This window comes from Nonlabens sp. MB-3u-79 (assembly GCF_002831625.1).
GTDB lineage: Bacteria > Bacteroidota > Bacteroidia > Flavobacteriales > Flavobacteriaceae > Nonlabens.
Map to the genome: position 1 here is coordinate 2,478,307 of NZ_CP025116.1, position 21,762 is coordinate 2,500,068.

20 protein-coding genes are annotated in these 21,762 nt (G+C 37.5%); 13 read left to right on the top strand and 7 right to left on the bottom strand.

Annotation, left to right across the window (positions count from 1 at the left end; genetic code table 11):
- Positions 1 to 70: 70 nt before the first annotated feature.
- Entirely contained in the window at positions 71 to 1,138 is a 1,068-nt protein-coding gene (locus CW736_RS10935; RefSeq protein WP_101013976.1) for a methyltransferase, read from the bottom strand.
- 315 nt (positions 1,139 to 1,453) lie between these two features.
- On the bottom strand, positions 1,454 to 2,119 hold the full coding sequence (gene ung, locus CW736_RS10940; protein ID WP_101013977.1) for a uracil-DNA glycosylase: 666 nt from the start codon (positions 2,117 to 2,119) through the stop codon (positions 1,454 to 1,456).
- 259 nt (positions 2,120 to 2,378) lie between these two features.
- Between ung and udk the strand changes: the two genes are divergently transcribed.
- The 5 genes from udk (at position 2,379) to CW736_RS10965 (ending at position 7,677) form a co-directional block, all read left to right on the top strand.
- The gene (gene udk, locus CW736_RS10945) at positions 2,379 to 2,987 is read left to right on the top strand and encodes a uridine kinase (RefSeq protein ID WP_101013978.1); all 609 of its coding nucleotides are present in this window, start codon (positions 2,379 to 2,381) and stop codon (positions 2,985 to 2,987) included.
- Between the two features lie 18 nt (positions 2,988 to 3,005).
- The gene (locus CW736_RS10950; protein WP_101013979.1) at positions 3,006 to 3,341 is read left to right on the top strand and encodes an FtsB family cell division protein; all 336 of its coding nucleotides are present in this window, start codon (positions 3,006 to 3,008) and stop codon (positions 3,339 to 3,341) included.
- Positions 3,334 to 4,713 carry a methylmalonyl-CoA mutase subunit beta gene (locus CW736_RS10955; RefSeq protein ID WP_101013980.1) on the top strand — a complete coding sequence of 460 codons (1,380 nt, stop codon included), beginning with the start codon at positions 3,334 to 3,336 and terminating at the stop codon, positions 4,711 to 4,713. Before CW736_RS10950 ends, CW736_RS10955 begins: the two co-directional genes overlap by 8 nt.
- A complete protein-coding gene (gene scpA / locus CW736_RS10960) occupies positions 4,713 to 6,836 on the top strand; it encodes a methylmalonyl-CoA mutase (protein ID WP_101013981.1) in 2,124 nt (707 codons plus the stop codon). Before CW736_RS10955 ends, scpA begins: the two co-directional genes overlap by 1 nt.
- A gap of 340 nt (positions 6,837 to 7,176) precedes the next feature.
- On the top strand, positions 7,177 to 7,677 hold the full coding sequence (locus CW736_RS10965) for a CIA30 family protein (RefSeq protein ID WP_232735352.1): 501 nt from the start codon (positions 7,177 to 7,179) through the stop codon (positions 7,675 to 7,677).
- Between the two features lie 105 nt (positions 7,678 to 7,782).
- On the opposite strand, the gene CW736_RS10970 is transcribed toward CW736_RS10965, so the two are convergent.
- From CW736_RS10970 to CW736_RS10985, 4 genes are all read right to left on the bottom strand, one after another.
- Positions 7,783 to 8,592 carry an autotransporter domain-containing protein gene (locus CW736_RS10970; RefSeq protein ID WP_101013983.1) on the bottom strand — a complete coding sequence of 270 codons (810 nt, stop codon included), beginning with the start codon at positions 8,590 to 8,592 and terminating at the stop codon, positions 7,783 to 7,785.
- Positions 8,576 to 9,274: a hypothetical protein gene (locus CW736_RS10975; protein WP_101013984.1), complete on the bottom strand. Its 699-nt coding sequence runs from the start codon at positions 9,272 to 9,274 to the stop codon at positions 8,576 to 8,578. The genes CW736_RS10970 and CW736_RS10975 overlap by 17 nt, the downstream gene beginning before the upstream one ends.
- 75 nt (positions 9,275 to 9,349) lie before the next feature.
- On the bottom strand, positions 9,350 to 10,066 hold the full coding sequence (locus CW736_RS10980) for a DUF6503 family protein (protein ID WP_101013985.1): 717 nt from the start codon (positions 10,064 to 10,066) through the stop codon (positions 9,350 to 9,352).
- 205 nt (positions 10,067 to 10,271) lie between these two features.
- Entirely contained in the window at positions 10,272 to 10,622 is a 351-nt protein-coding gene (locus tag CW736_RS10985) for a 4Fe-4S dicluster domain-containing protein (protein WP_101013986.1), read from the bottom strand.
- Between the two features lie 35 nt (positions 10,623 to 10,657).
- On the opposite strand from CW736_RS10985, the gene CW736_RS10990 reads away from it, so the two are divergent.
- From CW736_RS10990 to CW736_RS11025, 8 genes are all read left to right on the top strand, one after another.
- Positions 10,658 to 11,776 carry an acyl-CoA reductase gene (locus tag CW736_RS10990; protein ID WP_101013987.1) on the top strand — a complete coding sequence of 373 codons (1,119 nt, stop codon included), beginning with the start codon at positions 10,658 to 10,660 and terminating at the stop codon, positions 11,774 to 11,776.
- 75 nt (positions 11,777 to 11,851) lie between these two features.
- On the top strand, positions 11,852 to 12,913 hold the full coding sequence (gene serC, locus CW736_RS10995; RefSeq protein WP_101013988.1) for a 3-phosphoserine/phosphohydroxythreonine transaminase: 1,062 nt from the start codon (positions 11,852 to 11,854) through the stop codon (positions 12,911 to 12,913).
- A gap of 88 nt (positions 12,914 to 13,001) precedes the next feature.
- Positions 13,002 to 13,955, top strand: coding sequence for an NAD(P)-dependent oxidoreductase (locus tag CW736_RS11000; protein WP_101013989.1), 954 nt, complete (start codon positions 13,002 to 13,004; stop codon positions 13,953 to 13,955).
- A 198-nt stretch (positions 13,956 to 14,153) separates the two neighbouring features.
- Complete coding sequence (locus tag CW736_RS11005; RefSeq protein WP_101013990.1) at positions 14,154 to 14,867, top strand: pirin family protein; 714 nt, start codon at positions 14,154 to 14,156, stop codon at positions 14,865 to 14,867.
- 400 nt (positions 14,868 to 15,267) lie between these two features.
- Positions 15,268 to 16,359, top strand: a complete 1,092-nt coding sequence (locus tag CW736_RS11010; protein ID WP_157810935.1) for a serine hydrolase — start codon at positions 15,268 to 15,270, stop codon at positions 16,357 to 16,359.
- 257 nt (positions 16,360 to 16,616) lie between these two features.
- Entirely contained in the window at positions 16,617 to 17,027 is a 411-nt protein-coding gene (locus CW736_RS11015) for a DUF6146 family protein (protein WP_101013992.1), read from the top strand.
- Between the two features lie 14 nt (positions 17,028 to 17,041).
- The gene (locus tag CW736_RS11020; RefSeq protein WP_101013993.1) at positions 17,042 to 17,545 is read left to right on the top strand and encodes a DUF6787 family protein; all 504 of its coding nucleotides are present in this window, start codon (positions 17,042 to 17,044) and stop codon (positions 17,543 to 17,545) included.
- A gap of 135 nt (positions 17,546 to 17,680) precedes the next feature.
- Positions 17,681 to 18,178 carry a DUF1456 family protein gene (locus CW736_RS11025; RefSeq protein ID WP_101013994.1) on the top strand — a complete coding sequence of 166 codons (498 nt, stop codon included), beginning with the start codon at positions 17,681 to 17,683 and terminating at the stop codon, positions 18,176 to 18,178.
- A 185-nt stretch (positions 18,179 to 18,363) separates the two neighbouring features.
- On the opposite strand, the gene ccsA is transcribed toward CW736_RS11025, so the two are convergent.
- On the bottom strand, positions 18,364 to 21,702 hold the full coding sequence (ccsA, locus tag CW736_RS11030; protein ID WP_101013995.1) for a cytochrome c biogenesis protein: 3,339 nt from the start codon (positions 21,700 to 21,702) through the stop codon (positions 18,364 to 18,366).
- Positions 21,703 to 21,762 lie beyond the last annotated feature (60 nt).

Genomic DNA, 21,762 nt, shown 5'->3' on the forward strand with positions numbered 1-21,762 from the left:
GTCCTCTACGGGCACTTTGCTCCTGCCGAAGAAGAGCAAAGAGAGTAATAGACGGTTCTAAGACGATCAGTTACTTATGTTTCAGTTCCCAGAGCTCTACTTCTTCTTTATCACGCCAGTGTGGATCGCGTTTGGTTTTTTCTGAAGCAGAATTCACTCGTTTTTTAAAGCAACGCTCCAGTTGGAACCTGTCGTTTTCTGCGAGTTCCTTTTCTATAGGATGTTCTTTGGTGACCTCTGTTATTTGAGCGATATTAGAAAACAAAATAACTAATTTACCATCTTCAGACAAGCGTTCTTTTGCTCCTTCAAAAAAGGCAGGAAATAGATCTTCTTTATAATAAATGGCCTCGTCTAGTCCTTCAACCTCTTGTGATGCAGGCAACCATGGTGGGTTAAACACAATAAGTTCTACCGGCTTATCAAACTTGCCAAAAAGCGGTGCATGATCCAGTTCTATCTTACGAGATAACTTCGTGTCTCCCATAAATTCAGTAAGGCCGATGATAGCATTCGGATTCACATCGGTAGCAAAAACTTTTTGAAAGCTATATTTAACCATTTGAAGAGCGAGAACACCAGATCCTGTTCCTACATCAAAAGCTCCTTTCTTAGGACCCTCATAACGTTCTAAATAGGTGTCAAAAACCTCCAAATGCTCAAAACGCGTTGGAAAATAAACCCCGTAATAAGGATGTATTTTATTGCGCAGTACAGGAATGGAAATCCCTTTTTTAAACCATTGCCAAGAACTGTTAAGTCCTTGAATTAGAGGAAGAGGTAAATGAAATTCGCTGACGTCTGGATATAACTTCTCTAACCACCCTATGGAAGGTGCTTTTTTGACTTCAAGTTGATTTTGAACAATCTCCAGCAAAATAAGATGAGACATCTTGCGGTAGGTATCCCTGTAAATTTGCTGTTCTTGATAGGTTTTATTAGGCAACTTCTTTTTAAGGTGCACATGCAATTCCTTGAGCAGATTCAGACCATTGCTATAAAATGATCGTATAAGCACCACTTTCCCCTCTTCTAAGTTGTTCATAGTAGTAACGAGGTTAGAATCAGCATCATAAAATGCCGGTCGCTCTGTTAAATCTATAGGTGTAGGTCTGTTAATTTTTATATCTGTACTCATGAATAGGTTTTGATGATTGGTAATATAAGGTATATTTTCACTTTTACCTCATTCATTAGGGCGTGACCACTCTGGTGGTCGGGCTTTATGTTGCAATTCCTCGCAGGTACCCAAGAAAAATGGGCGCCTGCTGCGGGATTTTCACTGCAATCCCTCACGCATACTTGTAATTAATAGTAGTTCTTCATTAAAATTAAAAAAGGAAAAAGCCAGCTACAACAGTTAAAAAAAAGTCATCTTATTGATATTAAGAAGAAGAGATCAAAAAAACACTTGCCGAACTTTATATTACAGGGAATGTTCCCCACGTTAGCACTACCAATTCACAGGCTTCATTCCATGTTCTTGTAGATAGCGATTGGTCTTAGAAAAATGTTGGTTTCCAAACCAGTAGCCTCTATTAGCACTTAAAGGTGATGGATGTCCGGTTTCTAAAATAAAATGATATTTAGGATCGACAAGCTTTGCTTTTCCTTTGGCAAAACCGCCCCAGAGGAGAAATACCACATCTTTGCGCTCATCAGATATTTTTTTAATAACGGCATCGGTGAATTTTTCCCAACCTTTTTTCTGGTGACTACCTGCCATTGATTCCTGTACCGTAAGAACCGTATTGAGCAACAAAACCCCTTGATCTGCCCAGCGTTCTAAATTCCCAGATTCTGGATACGACTGATTTAAATCCTTAGAAATTTCTTTAAATATATTGATCAAACTAGGTGGATGTTTTATACCATCAGCCACAGAGAAACACAAACCGTTAGCCTGGCCCGAGCCATGATAAGGATCTTGACCTATAATCACCACTTTCACTTGTTCATAAGGTGTGCGATCAAAAGCCGCAAAAATCTTATTGCCTGGCGGGTAACAAGTATTTTCTCTGTATTCATGCTTGACAAACTCCGTCAAGTCCTCAAAGTAAGGTTGACTAAACTCTTCACGCAACACTTCTCTCCAACTCGCTTCTATCTGTAGGGACATGTTTGTTTTTGGGTAAAGTTACTAGATGTTCTTGAGTAATAGGATGGTTTAGAACAATAGAATTTATAAAAGCATGTCGTGAAATACTTAGAAGTCAGCGATTCCGATTTACATCATACAGGTAACAAAAAATCATGAAGTTCAACGACTCCAGGTTTTTGAAAGCTTAAGGATTTGATGACTCATCAACTCAAAACTATAATTCACCGCTTAAAACTCAAACCTAAAATCGTACTTTTGTGAAAATCAAAAATCTCTCATGCTTATACTAGGAATCGCAGGTGGAACCGGTAGTGGAAAAACCACAGTTGTAGAACAAATGGTTCATGAATATCCCGATCACGAAGTAACGGTTATTTCTCAAGATTCTTATTATAAAGACACCAGCGACCTGAGCTATGAAGAGCGCACTAAAATCAATTTTGATCATCCAGAAAGTATAGATTTTGATTTATTGGAAAAGCATCTTTTGCAGCTCAAAGCAGGGAAAACTATTGATCAACCAGTTTACAGCTTTAAAGAGCATAATCGCACTGGAGAAACCATAAAAACGGCACCTAGTAAAGTTATTATCGTAGAAGGTATTTTAATCCTTACCATGCCTAGTATACGTAAGTTGTTTGATATCAAAGTGTACATTGATTGCGACAGCGATGAGCGATTGATAAGAAGGTTAAAACGCGATATAGCAGACCGTGGTCGCAATTTAAATGAAGTACTGGAACGTTACCAGACGACCCTAAAACCTATGCACCAGCAATTTATAGAATCGACGAAGGTATATGCAGATGTAATTATTCCTACCAACCGATTCAATTCGGTAGGTGTTAAAATCTTACGTACTATAATTGACCAAAAACTAGGATAATTTCTTAAATTTCCACTTATGGGATTGAATAAAATAAAGACTAATCCATATTGGAAGTTTTTCAGTAATAAGTATACGCTTATTAGCCTCTTTTTTGCAGTCTGGATTTTGTTTCTTGACGCAAATGCTTGGATGACATCGCATAGAAGTATAGACGAGCAACTTTCTGAAAAAAAACAAAATGCCGATTTCTATATGAAAGGTATTGCCCGTGATCAAGCGCGTATAGCGACCTTAAACGACAGTTTAGGTCTAGAAAAATTTGCCAGAGAACGCTATCTAATGAAGCGAGATAATGAAGAGGTGTTTATCATTCAGCATCCAGACTCTGTAAAAACTAAAGAAAATGAGTAAAGAACTTTTCCGAGATTTTGAACCTGTTTCTGAAGCACAATGGAAACAGAATATTCAAATGGACCTCAAAGGTGCCGATTATAATAAGACACTTATAACAGCAACACGAGAAGGCATAAATATCAAGCCATTTTACCATAGAGAAAGTGCGCCAAAGGTTCATATTCCTAATCGATCGTCACAGACTAACGACTGGTATATTTCTCAACGTGTATATGCTGGTAATGCGGTTGCCGCAAATAAAAAAGCACTAGATATACTCAGCCGTGGTGGAGAAGGTATCATCTTCTTTATACCTCACAAAGATATTGATCCAGCGGTCTTATTAAAAAACCTTCCAAAAGTTGGTATACAGTTGCACCCCCAGTTTTTCGACTTGGATTATATCAAATCTGTTCATGAAATCGCTCCAAAAGCATACATTCATATAGACATCATCCACCAACTGGTAAGTGACGGAAACTGGTTTAAAAACAAGGATCAAGATCATCAAAAACTAGATGCTTTTATCAAGAATTTTGACGGTTACTTTTCAAATATTACGGTAAATACAACTACCTATCAACAAGCTGGTGCAACGATCACGCAGGAACTCGCCTATTTTACTGCTCATCTCAACGAGTATTTAAACCACATGGATGATGCTGGTCACTTGTCCGCTTTCGCGAAAGCGGAAAAAAGAATCAACATAGACACATCAATAGGGAGCCATTACTTTTTTGAAATGGCAAAATACCGTGCTTATCGCGTTCTTACTAAAACATTAGGCGATGTTTACGGTATTGATTTAGGTTGCTATATTACGGCCTCACCTAGCCTACGCAACAAATCCTTGATGGATTACAACGTCAATTTATTGCGTACAACAACAGAATGTATGAGCGCTGTTTTGGGCGGTGCCGATACCTTATGTAATATTCCCTACGATACCTTTTTTAATAAAGAAAACGAATTTGGAGATAGGATTGCTCGCAACCAATTGATCATCTTAAAAGAAGAAGCTTCCCTGAATCAAATAGGTAACGCTGCAGATGGATCTTATTATGTGGACACAATTACCAAACAATTGGTAGAAAAAGCGCTTGAAATTTTTAAAGAGATCGAGAAAGCTGGTGGATTCATACAATCTCTTTTTGAAGGAACTATACAACGCAAGATCAAAGAAAGTGCGCAACAGGAACAGCAAGATTTCAACAACGGAAATCGAGTTTTGGTAGGAGTCAATAAATATCCTAACGTAGATCTTTCCCTTCAAAAAGAATATGAAATTCTGCCTTTTGTAAAAATGAATCCGCGTAAAACTCTAGTGCAACCTGTGATTGTAAGAAGACTGACCGAAGAACTGGAGAAAAGTGAAATGAAAAAATTATAATGAAAAGAAAGGACATCTCTCACATAACACCCAATTACGATTTTCATAGTAAACGACCAGAGGGCGCTACTTATGAAACATCTGAAGGGATTATTATCAAGAAAGAATACACAAAAGAAGATGTGGCAAGCTTAAAGCATCTGGACTTTGTGGCTGGCTCAGCTCCTAACTTACGCGGTCCTTATTCCACGATGTATGTACGCAGGCCTTGGACTGTAAGACAGTATGCTGGTTTTTCAAGTGCGACAGAATCTAATGCGTTTTATAAGCGCAATCTCGCCGCTGGACAAAAAGGACTATCGGTAGCTTTTGATCTCGCTACACATAGGGGTTATGATTCTGATCATGAACGTGTGGTAGGCGATGTAGGAAAAGCTGGTGTAGCCATAGATAGTGTGGAGGATATGAAAATTCTATTTAATGAAATTCCTCTAGATAAAATGTCGGTTTCTATGACGATGAATGGCGCTGTGTTGCCTATCATGGCATTTTATATTGTCGCTGCTATGGAACAAGGCGTCGATCTTCAATTATTAAGCGGTACGATTCAAAATGATATCCTTAAGGAATTCATGGTACGCAATACGTACATTTATCCGCCTACTCCTAGTATGCAGATTATCTCAGACATATTTGAGTACACGAGTCAGCACATGCCTAAATTTAACTCGATTTCTATATCTGGTTACCACATGTATGAAGCTGGAGCAACCAGCGACATTGAATTGGCCTATACACTTGCTGATGGTTTAGAGTATGTACGTAAAGGACTCGCAGCAGGAATGGATATAGATACCTTTGCTCCTCGTTTATCTTTTTTCTGGGCAATCGGAATGAATCACTTTATGGAAATTGCCAAAATGCGTGCGGCACGTATGCTTTGGGCAAAAATGATTCAGCAATTTCATCCTAAAAATCCCAAGTCTCTTGCGTTAAGAACCCATTGTCAGACTTCTGGCTGGTCCCTTACCGAGCAAGACCCATTTAATAATGTCGCTCGGACTGCTATTGAAGCTTCGGCGGCAGCCTTTGGGGGAACCCAAAGTTTGCATACCAATGCACTGGATGAAGCCATTGCTTTACCAACAGATTTCTCTGCTCGTATTGCGAGAAACACACAATTATACCTTCAAGAAGAGACAGGAATTACAAAAACTGTAGATCCTTGGGCGGGTTCTTATTATGTAGAATCACTTACGGATCAAATAGCCGATAAAGCTTGGGAGCTTATTCAGGAAGTAGAAGAATTAGGAGGAATGACAAAAGCTATAGAAGCTGGAATTCCTAAAATGCGTATTGAAGAAGCCGCAGCAAAAAAGCAAGCACGTATAGACTCTGGTGTTGATACCATCGTGGGAGTGAATAAATACTTGAGTCCAGTTGAAGATATGATCGATACCTTTGAAGTAGATAATGCTGCTGTAAGAGTAGAACAGATCGATCGTCTGACAGAGATAAAAGCTGCTAGAGATGACAAAAAGGTAAAAGAAGCTTTAAAGGCATTAACCGATTGTGCCGATTCTAAAAAAGGAAACCTTTTGGAGCTAGCGGTAATCGCAGCAAAGGAGCGAGCTACTTTAGGTGAAATTTCTGATGCGCTAGAAGAAGTGTACGGTCGTTACCGTGCCACTATTAAGAGTGTTCAAGGCGTTTATAAAAAAGAAATTATGAATGATCCCACTTTCGCGAAAGCGCAACAACTAGCCGACCAATTTGCAAAGACAGAAGGGCGAAGACCGAGAATCATGATCGCTAAAATGGGTCAAGACGGACACGATCGCGGAGCTAAAGTAGTGGCCACAGGCTATGCAGACGTTGGTTTTGATGTGGATATTGGCCCTTTGTTCCAGACACCAGCCGAAGCTGCTAAACAAGCCGTAGAGAACGACGTACATGTTTTAGGTGTTTCTTCACTCGCTGCAGGTCACAAGACTTTGGTACCACAAGTCATGGACGAATTAAAGAAATACGGCCGTGAAGATATCATGATCGTGGTTGGCGGAGTGATACCTCGTAAGGATTACCAGTTTCTTTTTGATGAAGGAGTAGCTGCTGTATTTGGTCCAGGAACAAAGATCAGTGCAGCTGCCATAGATATTTTAGGAATGTTGATGGAAGAATAAGTATTGCTAGGTTCTCTAGGACAAATTACCTCAGCCTTTAAAGCAACCTAAAACATACAACAGACCTTGTTATTCTAATTTAAGTATTTTATAGGGAGTAAAAATATACTTGTGCATTATGATGTTTAAAATACATCTTAAAATCAACTGGCACAATATATTGAATGCTATTGTGTAAATCTTTTGTTTACTATAATTTATGTAACGTTCAAGACCGTTACTTTATTTTATGAAAGTACAAGCATTAACAAAAAACTGTTAATGGCGTAAGATTTTACTAGCTAAATCGTCTAAAATAAATATGATACGCGCTTTTACTTGCCTTACAATACTTTTACTCATGAATCAATCCCCAACCACTATATTCAATTTCAATAAGGATTCTGACATTTCTGCTTGGAATATTGTAGACGATCGTGTCATGGGAGGAATCTCTAGAAGCTATTTTGAGCTTACTGAAGACGGTTATGGAAAATTTCATGGCTATGTTACCACAGAAAGTAATGGAGGGTTCAGCTCTGTAGATTATAACTTTGACAAGTTACAGGTGAGCCCTTCTGACAAAATAAGAATCAAACTCAAAGGTGATGGAAAGACTTTTCAGTTGAGAGTGAAAGCCTTTGCTGGCGATCGACATAATTACATCAAAGAGTTTGATACGACTGGTGAAAGGCAAACTATTGAAATAGCGCTTTCTGAAATGCAACCTTCCTGGAGGGGAGCTAAATTAAGGATTCCTAATTTTGATAAGGATCAAATAAGAAGCGTCACGGTATTGATAGCAAATGGAAAGAAACAAAATTTTGAACTTCTAATTGATTCCATAAAACTTGTAAAGTAGTAATGAACTCAATAAACAGTTGCCGTAAACGCAACATGCCTAATTAGATACAATTATCATTTACTTCCATTTGCTAGAAGCTCTATCCGATCGTATTGCTCGATATTAAAACAAAGATTTATTATTCTTTCTTTCTTTTCGATGCCTTCTAGCCTCTTTCTTTTTGAGAAAGTACAAACGGCGTTTTTCTTTAATACTCAAATCTTCAGGGTCGCGACTTAGTAATTCTTGAAGATCTTGATTCACTGTTTTTTTTAATCGAATAGCACTGTAATCTCTTACGTTTAAGCGTATTCCTATAGCAAGGTTAAAGTAATTAGCATTGTTAAAGCTATCGTTCAATGAAGGAGCTGTATTAATACGGTAAGTAACTATTTCATAGCTAGGACTGAAGAAAAATGAAATTCCATCACTAAAATGATATTCCAAGCTCGAAGTAAAACGCAACACATTTCCAGAATCCCTAAACTTTCCACCACCCTGGGACCCACTTTGCCTGTTTTTATTCTGGCTATACCCATAGCCTAGGTCTGCTGTGATATTCCAATCTTCATTTAAGCGGTAGTCGTAACCTGCAAAGACATAAGCGTTAAACTTTGTAGCTCTAGCATACTCGCCAACTATAGCCGTGCTTTTTACACTCATAAAATCTTGTGTAAGCGCAGCTCCTAAATAAAAGTTTTTTGGCACATAAAACTGCATACGTATTCCATAGCCGGCTCCTCCTTCCAATCCATTACCAGCAAAATTATCTCCAGAGGGAATTCCACGTTGTAAATAAAGATCGGTAAGAAATAGACGTTTAGGTTGTTCAGAATTGGGTACGGCTAATTCTGATGAGTCTTCTTGAGCAAAAGATAGTCCTGTAACCAAAAAAAGCAGGATGCTTATAATTATTCTAGTAGGTAATCTCATATCGTTCTAAAGCACTGGTTATAGTATAAGTTCTTATGGATTCATTACCCATAGCATCTGTAAATCGGACCTCAATCACAGACGGATAGAATAGGTTCAATTCAAAAATACCATCGTTAGCTGTTCTATTAAAACTTGTGGATTGAAAATTATAAAATATACAGTCCTGATCCTGCGTCAGCATATCATTTCTATAAATGAGAGCACAATCTAAAGATTCAAAATCAAAAGTGGCGTTGTACTCCTCTATAGTTCCTGAGGTGTTTACAAATTCAATTTCCACTGTTGAAGTTTCTTTTAAGATCGTCTCTGGGATATCTAATAGATAATCATCATTCAATTCTTGTCTTGAAACGCTGATTTTGTTAGCTGCGTAATCTTCTGAATCAAAACTTATAAAAAAACTGCCATCTACCAGCATTACAAATTCCACTTGCCCATTTTCATCAGTAATTCCTTTCCCTAATATAAAATCTTCGTCTGCCGGAGAAAACTTGGAGAGCGCCTGTCCTGTGATAAAACGATTGGTTCTATAGGTAGTAGCACTTACCTGCATATCAGCAATAGGATCACCTGATGCATCTACTACCCTTGTTTTAAAAAGTGCTCTGGCATCGTTTTCTAACCTGGCCTCACAAGAAACAAGCAGAATAGGAAGAAGTAAAAAGAATAATTTTCTCATCTAAGTTTTGATTTTATAATAGATGAAACAATTTAGAAATGGTTGCGTCTACAGACGAGAAGAAATTTTAATCCTTTATTTAGTAATTACATCAGCACCTAAAAACTGATCGTCTTTATTGTAATACCACTTGCGCACTTTAGGCATATTGATATCATTAACCACTTGGTTTTCAGAAAGTAAAATATACTCTCCAGTATTAGGAATTATTTTTCCAAAAGGTTCCGTTTTAAAAAACTGGTACACTTCCATCTTATATGTAGTGGGGTCAAAATAAAAAAACCATGCATCGCTACCTACATGTTGATCATAAGTGGCCTTGAGTACAAGGTACTCTTTGCCTTTAAAGGTTTTGCGTTCTACTTTTTCGGCTATATGAGTTCCTTGATCCTTCAACTTCATAGGTAATCCATACAAATAGGTGTAGTAGTTTTTCATAAAAACAGCACGTTCCAAATCCTTTTCTGTAGTCTCTAGTTGCTTTTCTGGGTTTTTCCAGTCTAGCTTTACGACGTTAACTTCATCTTCATTGACACGATACTCGGTCATAACGCTGTCTCTTACAGCAATCAATTCAAAACATTGAGCGGGTAAATTAATGTCAATATTGCTAACCCTTTTAGGGTTTTTAGGTGTGGTCATTGTTATCTCTAACTTACCTGTAAATGAAGACCAATTATTATTAGGATCATGTTTCTTAATTGCCTTATCCAGTAATTGCTTACCGCTGAGTTCTTGCGCATTGATATTAAAGCTTGTAAAGAACACCAGAAGAGTAAAGAGATATTTCATAATACTACTATTTGGAGCTAAGATAAGGAAATGTCATGCCTTGTTTAAATTTTAGGATTAAACAAAAAAACCCAACGGCTAGCCGTTGGGTTTTTATATAAAATAGAAAAGTTTAATTATTAAGTAACCGCTTTCCTGTGAAAACTGATACTGAGTGTGTGGTTTCCATTACAAATTTGCAATAGTAAATCAATAATTAAGAGATTTATCCTTTATGCATAAAAGCCTGTTTGGCTTCTAGCTCTTCCTTCGTTTCTACCACATTGTCGTCTGGCACACAACAATCTACCGGACAAACAGCAGCACATTGTGGCTCTTCATGAAAGCCAACACATTCGGTACATTTATCGGGTACTATATAATAAAATTCGTCACTTACTGGTTCTTGCGTCTCGTTAGCATCTATTTCTTTTCCAGATGGCAACACTACATTTCCATCTAGATCAGTACCATCTGCATAGCGATAGTCGTCAGCTGGTTCATAAATTGCCGTGTTCGGACACTCTGCCTCGCAAGCACCGCAATTAATACATTCGTCTGTTATGATGATTGCCATAGCTTTTATTTACTTTTGTGCAAAAATAGCCACTAGTGAAGACAAAGTCAATTAATACCTCGTTAAATGATCGAATTACCGCTTTCGCGAAAGCGAGTTCCCTACTTTCCTCCTACCTAGAAGGCAGTTTAAAAGCGTTAACAAATGACGGTGTAAGCTGGCACGACCGTATTCAGCAGAGATTAGAGCTCGCTCAACGCAAGAACTCTTGGTTTACAGATGACACCTTAGAATTTGCCATTACACAATGGGCAGAGGCACTTAACGAAGAAAATTTAACGATTTGGATGCAAAATTATCCTTTAGATAAGGTGACCGCTAAAAATATTGCATTAATAACTGCTGGTAATTTGCCATTAGTAGGTTTTCACGATGTGTTATCGGTGATCATCGTTGGTCATCATGCCATGATAAAAAATTCGAGTAATGATGATGTGTTGACGCCTTTACTGCTAGAAATAGCAACTTCATTTTGTGCAGACTTAGCATCATCTTATTCCTATGTGGATGGTAAATTGGAAAATTACGATGCTGTTATCGCGACAGGAAGCAACAATACCGCACGTTATTTTGAACATTATTTTGGTGAAAAACCTAACATCATACGCAAGAACCGTAATAGTGTTGCTGTACTAACAGGGAATGAAACTCTAGAGCAAATGGAGGCTTTGAGTAAGGATGTGTTTCTTTATTTTGGTTTGGGTTGTAGAAGTGTGAGTCATTTAAAGGTTCCTAAAGGTTATAATTTTGATCTTTTTTTTAATGGGATGTTTGTGCAGAAAGGACTTATCAAAAATGAGAAGTACTTGAATAATTACGATTACAACAAGGCGGTTTACCTGATGAGTGAGTTTGATTTACTGGACAACGAATTCTTATTGATAAAAGAAGAGAACAGCAGCTACTCTTCTCCTATCGCGAGTTTAGGTTATAGTTTTTATGAACACATAGAAGATCTAGCGGTAGAATTTGAACAAAACGCAGATCAATTGCAATGTGTTGTTGCCCAAGGGGCCGCAGCGGCTACTGTCATAGAAAAGTTGGGAGGTAAGAACGCTCCTCAAATTGTTGATTTTGGAACAACACAGACCCCTGGATTACAAGATTATGCTGATGGTGTGGACACGATTCAGTTTTTGTTGACATTATCTTAAAAACCTTATCGATTTCATAACATATTTTGGTCTTTGATTTTGCATTTTTGTATTTCATCCTAAAGAGAACAAAAAATGCTTAAGCACAATTTTAGCGCAGGTCCTTGCATACTGCCACAAGAAGTTTTCAAAAAAGCAGCTGCAGCTGTTCTTAATTTCAATGACCTTAGTATTTTAGAGATTTCCCACCGGAGTAAAGATTTTGTTGCGGTAATGGAAAAAGCCCAGGCTCTAGCCTTAGAACACTTAGGTTTAACTGATAAAGGTTACAAAGCAATCTTTTTAGGTGGCGGCGCAAGCATGCAATTTTTAATGGTAGCTTATAACCTACTTGAGAAAAAAGCAGCCTATCTCAATACAGGTACTTGGAGCGATAAAGCGATCAAGGAAGCCAAAATGTTTGGAGAGGTTGTTGAAGTAGGCTCTTCAAAGAAAGACAACTACAACTATATACCTAAAGGTTATGTAGTGCCAGAAGATGTGGATTACTTTCACTTTCAGACCAATAACACCATTTTTGGTACGCAGTTACAGTACACACCTGATGTTTCTGTTCCTCTTATTTGTGATATGAGTAGTGATATTTTTTCAAGACAACGCGATTTTGAAAAATACGATTTGATTTATGCTGGAGCTCAAAAAAATATGGGCCCTGCTGGAGCCACATTAATTGTAGTAAAAGAAGATATCTTAGGGAAAGTTTCAAGACAAATCCCTTCTATGCTCGATTATAGAAAACACATCTCTAAAGAGTCTATGTTCAATACGCCACCAGTATTTCCTATTTATGTGAGCATGCTCACCTTAGAGTGGCTAAAAGAAAACGGCGGAATTGATGCGATTGAAAAACTCAACAATCAGAAAGCTGCTTTGATTTATAACGAAATAGATCGCAACCCATTATTTAAAGGTTTCGTTACAGAAAAAGAAGATCGTTCCACTATGAACGCCACTTTTGTACTGAACAATGAGGCACATGCCCCTGCTTTTGACGCTTTATGGAAAGAAGCAGGAATCAACGGTTTAAACGGTCATAGGTCTGTAGGTGGATATCGTGCAAGTATGTACAATGCTTTGCCATTAGAAAGCGTACAAGCACTTGTGGATACCATGAAAGAACTAGAGAGAACAGCTTAAAGAGCTGAAAACAAAATTAAAATTAAAAGCATTTGTTTCCGACTTCCCTTGGATGGGTTAACGGCAATTAAAAAATTAGAAGATTATTATGAAAATACTAGCAAATGATGGCGTTTCACAAAGCGGAATAGATAAATTAACCGCAGCTGGTCACGAGGTGTTGACTACAAATGTAGCACAAGATCAACTACAAGATTACATCAATAAAAATGATATCGCAGTTCTTTTAGTACGATCTGCTACAACGGCTCGTAAGGAATTGATCGATAATTGTCCAAGTCTTAAAATTATAGGTCGTGGTGGTGTTGGAATGGATAATATAGATGTGACTTATGCTCGTGAAAAAGGTCTTCAAGTAATCAATACTCCTGCAGCGAGTAGCGCAAGTGTCTCTGAATTGGTTTTTGCACACCTTTATGGTGGAGTTCGTTTTCTTTATGATGCAAACCGCAACATGCCGCTAGAAGGAGAAAGCAACTTTAAAGGGCTTAAAAAAACCTATGCAAAAGGTTCTGAACTACGAGGTAAAACTATAGGGATAATTGGAATAGGACGTATAGGACAAGAAGTGGCCAAAATTGCTGCTGGTGTAGGAATGAACGTAATTGCTCACGATAGTTTTGCAGATAAGTCACCTACTGTTTCCTGGGATCTTTTTGACGGACAAACTATTAATGTTGAAATTCCTTTGGTAAGTAAAGAAGAACTATTAAAAACAGCCGACTTTGTAACTATTCATGTTCCCGCACAAACGGATTATGTTATAGGAACTGATGAGTTAGAAATGATGAAAAAAGGAGCTGCTATTGTTAATGCTGCTCGTGGTGGTGTTCTTGATGAAGTAGCTTTAGTAGCTGCCTTAGAATCAGAGCACATCTCTTTTGCTGCGTTAGATGTTTTTGAAAAAGAACCAAAACCTGAGGTTGTATTGCTTATGAACTCTAAACTTTCTTTAAGTCCACATATAGGTGCTGCAACTAATGAAGCTCAGGACCGTATTGGAACCGAACTAGCAGACCAGATTATTAACATATTAGGGTAAGACGCTGCCGTATGATTATCAAATCATATAGTTGAATACAGTACTGTATTGCTAAAATTATTTGAAACAATCTGAAGCTGTTTTAGGTATCAAAAGACTACAATGGTAAAATAGGATGAACCGCATTTCAATGAGAAATGCGGTTTTTTTTGATTCCGTTAACACCATATTACTTGTACATACAATAAATTTGTCTGCATGAATACAACCCTACACAAATCAGATTCTAGAGGTCATGCAAATCATGGCTGGTTGAATAGTTACCATTCGTTTAGCTTTGCGGGATATCACAATCCAGACCGTATGAGTTTTGGAGTATTGCGCGTATTAAATGATGATGCTGTTGCAGGTGGTATGGGCTTTGGTGCTCACCCGCATGAGAACATGGAGATTATAAGCATCCCTCTTTCTGGGGACTTAAAACACCAAGACAGTACAGGAAGAACAACCATTATCAAAAATGGAGATATCCAAGTGATGAGCGCAGGGACGGGGATTACTCACAGTGAGAAAAATGCAAGTCAAAATGAAGAAGTGAAATTTCTTCAAATTTGGGTTATTCCTAATCAGCAAAATGTCACTCCTCGTTATGATCAAATCACTCTTGACCCTAACAATAGGCGCAATCAATTAGAACAAATACTTTCTCCTAACCCAGAGGATGCCGGTGTATGGATTCATCAAGATGCTTGGTTTCATTTAGGAACTTTTGAAAAAGGTATAAAAAGTACTTATGAGATCAACAAGTCTGGAAACGGGGTCTACGCTTTTGTTTTAAAAGGTTCTTTTAAGATAGGAGATCAAGAAATGAGCCATCGCGATGGGTTAGGGATTTGGGAGGCCTCCTCTTTTGAATTGACTTCTTTATCTGAGAATGCTGAGATTTTATTGATGGAAGTACCATTAGGATAAAAACCGTTGAAATACTTCTTGCAATTCCCGTAGGAAAGTTGGATAAGCCCTAAGTTAATTACCATCGTCTTTATCCTTTACAAATAAGTTTTCTCTATAAGCAGCATCAGAATCTTGTCTACAGTTTTAAAACAGGGTTTATTACTGCTGTTGTTAAGCTCACACTATATTTCGCAAAGGCCTACTTTTATAAAATAGGCTCCTGTTAGATGTTCAATAACAAGAATTACCTTCTAATTATAATGCCGCAAAATCATGTTGAATCTATCCGCTTCTTATACTATTTTACTTATAAATAGCTGTTTACAAAAAAAAAAGCTTTTCAGATTAAGGCAATCTTTTGTAACAAAACCACAACAGGAACCGTCAGATATAGTTGAACAGATCTAAAACCAATTTGATGATTAAAAAAATAATACTGGGAATGGTTATCATTGTGGTAATCGCTGCTGCTGCTGGTGGATATGCGATATATTCCTTCTTTCCTGAAGATGATTATGTCGCTCAATTTGCTTTAGAAAATCCAGATAAATCTGCTTTTTTATTAATTAGAAATGATACCGTCATCGGTCAGCAAAACCTTCATAAACAAATGCCACTGGCCAGTACGCTAAAGTTAATCATAGCAGTGGAATTTGCTGAGCAAGTTGGACAAGGTTTGCTAAATCCAGAGGAGAAAATAGCAAAGAAAGAACTGCTTCAATTCTATGTTCCTAATTCAGATGCCGGCGCTCATAATAACTGGAGTGACAGCGATGATATTCTTAAATACGGCGATAGTATACCTTTAATAAGTATTGCAAAAGGAATGATGCAATACAGTTCTAATGCAAATTCAGAATGGCTTATGGAACGATTAGGTCTTAAAAATATCAATAATCAGTTGACCAAATTAGATTTTAAGGACCACTCTCCTATTTATCCTTTTGTTTCTTCCTTATTTATTACTAAAGAGTACTTTAAAGATAAAACAGAAGAGGAACTAATACAGGCTATTAAAAACTTATCTGAAGAGCAGTACATCAATTATGCACTGGATATTCATCAGAAAATGCTTAAGGATCCTGATTATAGCAACCAACAGTTGGATTTAAATGAGACCATGCAGCGTATTTGGTCGGACAGATTGCCTACTGGAAGTGTTGGTGATTATGTTGCATTGATGAAAAAACTCAATTCCAAAACCTATTATGATGAAAAAACACAAACTGTTCTCCATGAAATCATTGAAACAAGTATGCGCTATAATTCTACAAAGGAATTCTATAAGCATATAGGAATTAAAAGTGGGTCGACTCTCTTTATCATAACAAAAGCTCTTTATGCTGAAGACCATAAAGGGAATAAAACCGAGATGGCTTACTTTTTTAATGACCTGGATGCTCAGGAGCGTAAAAAAATGACCATGTTCATGAAGGACTTTGACAGGGCAGTACTTAGAAATCCTATAATGGTACAACAAATTCAGAAGTTGTATTCCACCGATGAATAGTGTTTTTATGTATTTGTTAACAAGGCTTTTAAAGAATCAGACCTATTAAACCAAGGTGTTTTACAAGGTGAAAAGAGTCTTCCAAAAAATGTCTTTATATGCTGGAAACAAGTGGGCTTTGGCAAATAAATAGAACTGCATTTGAAAAACTAAAGGAATGACCTTTCAAGTAGTTGCTTTATTAATTTCACTCATTGAACATGCCTGCTGACTCATTGCTCCTTTTTAAATCTTAACTTCCACTTTACTTTTAGCCTATGAAAAATTTATTATACAGCATTTTAATAATAGCAGCTATTGTAGGATGCAGCTCCGTGCAAACGAGGACAAAAGGAAAAAAGAATCCCTCTGGAGTACAAAATGATACCGTGCGTATTGCAAATGACAGTCTGCAATACGAGCTAATCGTTATAGAGCCAGGATTTTATGGTTGGCTTGCAGGTCAACCACAACAAGGATATTACTCACAATCTAGTATGGAAATTAGTAATAATTTTAAAGTAATGGAGTATAATTTACGAACTAGGAACCCCATGCAGTACGGAGTTAATTTATACACTTTTCCTATAGAATATGATCGCAATATAGATTATGGCTATGAAGTCAATTATATGTTATATAACTACTTTCTTTTCTTTGAACAAACATACAATCAGAGGCTGAAGTAACTTATTTTTGCAGCATGCAAAAAATAAAAAAGAATTGGGAAATAACTCATAACTGGCAACTCATTTTTATACCCTTAGGAATTCTAGGACTTCTCGCCTGCGGTTATTTTATAGCAGTGCTGACATTACCTACCACTTTTGAAGACATTACTTATGAATATGCTTTTACGGGCATTACGACAGTATTCCTTGCTTTTATTTTTTATATAGTCACTATGTGGCTGTTTAAAAAATTGAGGACGAGATGGGACGTCACTTATAGATGGGAATTGATAGCTATTTTTATTGTGTTTGCCGTTACAGGTTCTCTATCTGCTCGCTTATCTGGTCCTCTTATGGAGTTAATAGGCTTGACTAAGGAATCTACTTCGCTTTGGGTTTTTTGGCCACTGCGTATTTTGATAATCTTCCCTATTTACCAAATCGTTTTGGTAGGAATGGGATGGGTTTTTGGACAGCATGCGTTTTTCTGGGAATTTGAAAAGAAGATGTTATCTAGGTTTGGTATTAAGTTGTGACAGCTAAAATTTATTTTACTGGACAGGTGAGTTATTAATAGTGCTTTCGCGAAAGCGGAACTCCTCACTTAATCCTTCCTAAAAACAATGATAATTGTACCTTTGCATCTTTCAACTAGTCTATAATCAAAAGAAATGGATAACAACGATATTTTAAGAAGACTGCGATTTACTCTCAACCTGAGTGATGATTCCATGATGGATATGTATGCTAAAGGAGGTGAGCGTGTTTCTAGAGCAGAGATAAGTAGCTGGCTTAAAAAAGAGGAGGATGAAGATTTTGATGTTGTTGTCGATGAGAATCTAGCGACTTTTCTCAATGGTCTTATCGTGAATTATCGCGGTAAAAAAGAGGGGCAGATTCCTGTTGTAGAAACAGAATTAGACAATACTATTATTTTGCGCAAACTGAAAATTGCTTTTAATTTCACTTCAGACGAGTTGATTTATATCTGGAAAAAAGCTGACGTTGAAATTAGTGAAACAGAGTTAAGCGCCTTTTTTAGAAAGAAATCACATCCTAAGTTTAAATACTTAAACGATCAGTATTTACGTAAATTCCTAAAAGGATTCCAGATTCAGCGCAAAACACAGCGGGAGAAGGAAGCCTATAGAAATTCTTTTAAGAAGTAACTAACTATAACTCTAAGAGATAGCACAACACCTAGAGGTGCTTATCAAATTATATAAAACTCATAGAATTTCTTTATAAACACGATCAGGTATGTTTGTGCACCAACTATTCTGAGAATAGTGATTAACAGAAAAGCCGATACATATTAAATGTATCGGCTTTTTAATTTTAAAATTCTAGCAGCTTACTTCTTCTTAGATTCCCTGTGAATCTTAAACTCCTTGTACCTTGCAAAGGCTGCAATGACAAATATAACCGACAGTGTAATCACAGCAAATTGATACGAGATGATCTGATCTCCACTGGCATAACTGTGCAATCCTGATAGGTAAAAGTTGACTCCAAAATAGGTCATCAAAACACTAGCAAAAGCGAGAACAGACCATAAGTTAAAGGTCCATCTTCCTTTCAATCCTGGAACCAGTCGCAAGTGCAATACAAAGGCGTAGATAAAAATGGTGATCAAAGCCCAAGTTTCCTTAGGATCCCAACCCCAGTAACGACCCCAAGATTCATTTGCCCACATACCACCAAGAAAGTTTCCTATGGTTAACATGATCAACCCTACAGTAAGTGCTACTTCATTGATATAGGTTAACTCTTTGATATTGAGGTCCATGATTTTTCTATTTTTCTTGGTAGAGAAAATCATTAAAATCAGAGTGACCAACCCGAGTATCATTCCTAAAGCAAAAGGGCCATAACTACCTACAATCACCGCTACGTGGATCATTAACCAATATGAATCTAACACCGGTTGCAAATTACCTATGGATGGATCCAGCCAGTTCAATTGCGCTACCCATAAAATGATAGCCACGACAAATGCAGTACTTGCCACAGTCATCTCACTCTTTCTACCAAACATTAATCCAAAAGCCATAGTGGCCCAAGCTACATAAATCAAAGATTCATAAGCATCTGACCAAGGCGCATGACCACTCAGATACCATCTGGTGATTAAAGCTGCGGTATGCACTAAGAATAAGGCTGCAATCACCCAGTGATGGAATTTAATAGTCCATCGTATTTGCTTCATAGGTCTTATGATCTCTACGATTAGGAGAATCAACATAAGAATACCAAACCACACGTACCATTTATACAAGTTCTTAAAGACATTGTATTTGTTGTACAAAATCTCTGCATCGATACGTTCTTTGCTAGGAATGATTTCTGATCCGTGATAACGTTGGAATTCAAAAAGGCTGTTCAGTGCTGCATTTGCATTGAGATAATTACCGCTGGCATTTCCTTGACGTAATAAAGAGGTGTAAGCAGGGAAAAAGTCTCTAACAAAATTAATATCTCGTTCTTCTTCATACGCAGCTTTTTCCAGATCTGGTGAAGCATACCAAGTGTTGTTTTCTGCTCCTTTTTTAGGAAAGATCTTTAAAATGGAACCTGAAAGTACTTGATCTAAAATCCCTACACTGTAATTGATGTCTATAAAGCCTTGTTGTATACTGGACTTTACATCAGCAGCATTTGCTTGATCTAGGTACGGACTGATTTTATAACTACCTATCGTACTGTCTTGCCTTCTCCAGAAGTCCATTCCACGTGCGTACTTGGTGCTTTTATCGACGCCAAGAATTGTTTTTAAAGAATCGTTTTTATAATTCAGTTTTATCAGTGGAACATCAAACCACAAATCTCTGAATTGAATCATACTGATTATGGTTTGTTCTGGTGTTAGACGGACAATACTATCCCCTACTTTTGCCTCATAATAGTCTCGTTCAGAGAGTCTACGTAGTACTTCACTAGCTAGAGTAGACATGGGCTTCATACGTCCATCATCTTGTACGACTACTTTACCAAAACGCTCTGCCTGCGCCAGAGGGGCCATATTAGCCACAATGATACTATCGGCGAGTCTAACGGGAATAGGTGTCATCTTAGGTGCTGCTATATCTTCTGCAGCTACTCCTATAGCTACAGTGGAAGCGTCTTGATTGGTGCTCTCTCCTTCCCTATTTTCAATAGACTTAGAATGTTCTCCAGGGGCATGTTGATGCCCTGTATGGTCTTCTTCTTGCACTTGAGCTCCAGCAATACTTGCCGTAAACAAGAGCGCTATCATTGCAAGATGCTTTGCTTTGCGTTTTTTAACTCGTTCAATCAACCTTCTCAATTCTCCAAATCTTGTATTCGGATCAAAAATTAACGCCATCAGACCAAGATACAGTAAACAGTACCCTATATAAGTTACCGTTTTACCCCAAAAATCATGGTTGACAGAAAGGTGGGTGCCAAGCTCATCTGGATCAAATCCTGCTTGGAAAAATCTATAGCCTCCTTTATCGAGTACATGGTTCATATAAATACGTTCTTGTGACTTCCCAGCTGAATCAATTACGGTTACTTGACTTTCAAAAGCCGAGTAAGATTTCTCAGTCCCTGGTTGTTTACTGGCTATAAAATCGTTCAATTGTATCCCAAATGAAAGATCTCTTGCAATAGATCCATATTTGATATAGGTTTTTAAACCATTGATATCCAAGTCTACATAATCAGAGATAATACCTTTCCCTCCTAGCATTTCTATTTTCTGTGACTCGTCACCGCTGGTTACGGTAGCCAAAATCCCATGAGCCTGTGCCTTAGTAGGTTCCGGACTTTTTATAATTCCAACTTCTCCTTGAGTAACAGGGTCTGGAATTACAAATTGCATTCCTGCCATCGTATAAAGAGATCTCAATTGTAAGGTTTGTATAGAATCTGGGATGACCTTTCCCTCCATCTGGTCTGCCATGCGTAGAAACTCTCCTTCATAGGGGGTTTGTATGGTGTAACCGTTCCAGTTTTCAGTAATATTAATCAATCCTTTTTGAGCTGCGATTTCTGGATCTATATTTACACCGAATAGCACATTGTGAATACTAGCCTCTTCTCCAGCTTTAATCAAGTGATCGTGGCGTTTTCCTTCTCCTGCTTCCACTATTTTTAAATAGTAATCGCTATTCTCATCTCCTTCTTTTAAGCCTTCCACAGCATCAAAGATCATGCTGTCTATCGTAATGGTAATATCCTTATCGTAAAATTTAAAATCTCTAGAGGTATTATAATCGTATTGAGAAATTAATAACCTTTCCTTTACTGACCGTTGCATAGAATTACCAGAGGGGTCTTCTCCTTGAATTATCGCACTGAAATAGGTTTCTTCGCTTAAAAAAGTATTCTCTGTTTGTCCTTCTCGTATCAGCATCATTCCTTCAAAAGAAATATACCTGGTAATACCTGCACCTATGATTATGATAACCCAGGAAAGATGCAACGTAAGAGTGGCCCATTTTTTCCATTGTAAGAGTTGGTACCTCTTGATGTTATAAATAAAATTGAACATCAACCACAACATGATCAATGAAAACCACCATTCATTATACACCCAAATTTTAGAAGTAGGCGTGTCATAAGAATTCTCAATAAAGGTTCCAGCCGCCATACTTGCTGCAAAAGCGAGTAATAAAACTGTCATGGTACGCGTACCGAAAAGCAAAGCAATCAATCTGTCTTTCATAGGACTTTTTTACCGGCTGCAAAGATACTTCACAAAAGCTACATCACCATCTTATTGTGA

Coding starts and splice junctions, on each gene's coding strand:
- CW736_RS10935 (WP_101013976.1), bottom strand. CDS start 1,138: ATGAGTACAGATATAAAAATTAACAGACCTACACCTATAGATTTAACA.
- ung (WP_101013977.1), bottom strand. CDS start 2,119: ATGTCCCTACAGATAGAAGCGAGTTGGAGAGAAGTGTTGCGTGAAGAG.
- udk (WP_101013978.1), top strand. CDS start 2,379: ATGCTTATACTAGGAATCGCAGGTGGAACCGGTAGTGGAAAAACCACA.
- CW736_RS10950 (WP_101013979.1), top strand. CDS start 3,006: ATGGGATTGAATAAAATAAAGACTAATCCATATTGGAAGTTTTTCAGT.
- CW736_RS10955 (WP_101013980.1), top strand. CDS start 3,334: ATGAGTAAAGAACTTTTCCGAGATTTTGAACCTGTTTCTGAAGCACAA.
- scpA (WP_101013981.1), top strand. CDS start 4,713: ATGAAAAGAAAGGACATCTCTCACATAACACCCAATTACGATTTTCAT.
- CW736_RS10965 (WP_232735352.1), top strand. CDS start 7,177: ATGAATCAATCCCCAACCACTATATTCAATTTCAATAAGGATTCTGAC.
- CW736_RS10970 (WP_101013983.1), bottom strand. CDS start 8,592: ATGAGATTACCTACTAGAATAATTATAAGCATCCTGCTTTTTTTGGTT.
- CW736_RS10975 (WP_101013984.1), bottom strand. CDS start 9,274: ATGAGAAAATTATTCTTTTTACTTCTTCCTATTCTGCTTGTTTCTTGT.
- CW736_RS10980 (WP_101013985.1), bottom strand. CDS start 10,066: ATGAAATATCTCTTTACTCTTCTGGTGTTCTTTACAAGCTTTAATATC.
- CW736_RS10985 (WP_101013986.1), bottom strand. CDS start 10,622: ATGGCAATCATCATAACAGACGAATGTATTAATTGCGGTGCTTGCGAG.
- serC (WP_101013988.1), top strand. CDS start 11,852: ATGCTTAAGCACAATTTTAGCGCAGGTCCTTGCATACTGCCACAAGAA.
- CW736_RS11000 (WP_101013989.1), top strand. CDS start 13,002: ATGAAAATACTAGCAAATGATGGCGTTTCACAAAGCGGAATAGATAAA.
- CW736_RS11005 (WP_101013990.1), top strand. CDS start 14,154: ATGAATACAACCCTACACAAATCAGATTCTAGAGGTCATGCAAATCAT.
- CW736_RS11010 (WP_157810935.1), top strand. CDS start 15,268: ATGATTAAAAAAATAATACTGGGAATGGTTATCATTGTGGTAATCGCT.
- CW736_RS11015 (WP_101013992.1), top strand. CDS start 16,617: ATGAAAAATTTATTATACAGCATTTTAATAATAGCAGCTATTGTAGGA.
- CW736_RS11020 (WP_101013993.1), top strand. CDS start 17,042: ATGCAAAAAATAAAAAAGAATTGGGAAATAACTCATAACTGGCAACTC.
- CW736_RS11025 (WP_101013994.1), top strand. CDS start 17,681: ATGGATAACAACGATATTTTAAGAAGACTGCGATTTACTCTCAACCTG.
- ccsA (WP_101013995.1), bottom strand. CDS start 21,702: ATGAAAGACAGATTGATTGCTTTGCTTTTCGGTACGCGTACCATGACA.